The organism is Streptomyces sp. FH025, from assembly GCF_017427025.1.
In the GTDB taxonomy this organism is placed as follows: domain Bacteria; phylum Actinomycetota; class Actinomycetes; order Streptomycetales; family Streptomycetaceae; genus Kitasatospora.
This window is the reverse complement of sequence record NZ_JAFLNG010001230.1, coordinates 1-1,048: the sequence shown is the minus strand read 5'-3', so window position 1 is coordinate 1,048 and position 1,048 is coordinate 1. Positions and strand designations below refer to the sequence as shown.

The window sequence follows — 1,048 nt, the reverse complement described above, 5'->3', positions numbered from 1 at the left end:
CGCCGCTGGCGGTGGCGGCCGCCGCCGACCTCGCGGTCAGCGCACTCAACCCCTCACTGGACTCCTGGGACCAGGCTCCCGCGGCGACCGCCCTCGAAACCGCGCTCCTCGCCGAACTCGCCGAACTGGTCGGATACGACCGCCGAAGGGCCGCCGGGGTGCTCACCTCGGGCGGCACCGAGTCCAACCTCATGGGGCTCATGCTGGCGCGGGACCAGAAGCTCGACGGCATCGTGGAGTTGGACGGGATCCCGGCCGGCGTGCGGCCGTGCATCCTCGCGTCCGAGGTCGCGCACTTCTCCGTCCAGCGGGCCGCCGCCCTGCTCGGGCTCGGCGAGCGGTCGGTCATCGGCGTGCCGGTCGACCGCCGACTCCGGATGCTGCCGGAGGAGTTGGAGCGGGCCATGGCCGAGGCCAGCTGGTCCGGACGGACCCCGATCGCCGTCGTCGCCACCGCCGGCACCACCGACACCGGCGCCGTCGACCCGCTGCACGCCGCCGCCGACCTGGCCGGTCGCTACGGCGCCTGGCTGCACGTCGACGCGGCGTACGGCGGTGGGGCGCTGCTCTCCGACCGGCTCGCCCCGCTGCTCGACGGTACCGCCCGCGCCGACTCGGTCTCCCTCGACTGGCACAAACTCGGCTGGCAGCCCGCGGCCGCCGGAGTCTTCCTGGTCCGGCGCGCCGAGACCTATGTCTCGCTGGCCCGCCGCGCCGAGTACCTCAACCCGGTGGACGACGAGCGGGCCGGATACCCCAGCCTGCTCGGCCGCTCGCTGCGCACCACCCGCCGGGCCGACGCCTTCAAGCTCGCCGTCACGCTGCGCACCCTCGGCCGTGAAGGGCTCGGGCGGCTGGTGGACGCCTGCCACGAGCTGGCCCTGGCAGCGGCGGCCGCCGTCCACGCCGAACCCGCGCTCGAACTGCACACCGAGCCGGAGCTCACCGTGCTGCTGTTCCGCTACCGGCCGCCGGGCCTGACGGACGAGGCCGCGATCGACGAGGTCAACGGACGGCTGCGGCGGCTGCTGCTGCGCACCGGGCGTGC

The 1,048-nt window shown here is 75.2% G+C and carries 1 protein-coding gene; it reads left to right on the top strand.

All coding sequences use genetic code 11. The features are described 5' to 3' along the window. A partial coding sequence (locus tag J0670_RS38605) for a pyridoxal-dependent decarboxylase (RefSeq protein WP_207817433.1) occupies window positions 1-1,048 on the top strand: 1,048 nt, incomplete at both ends.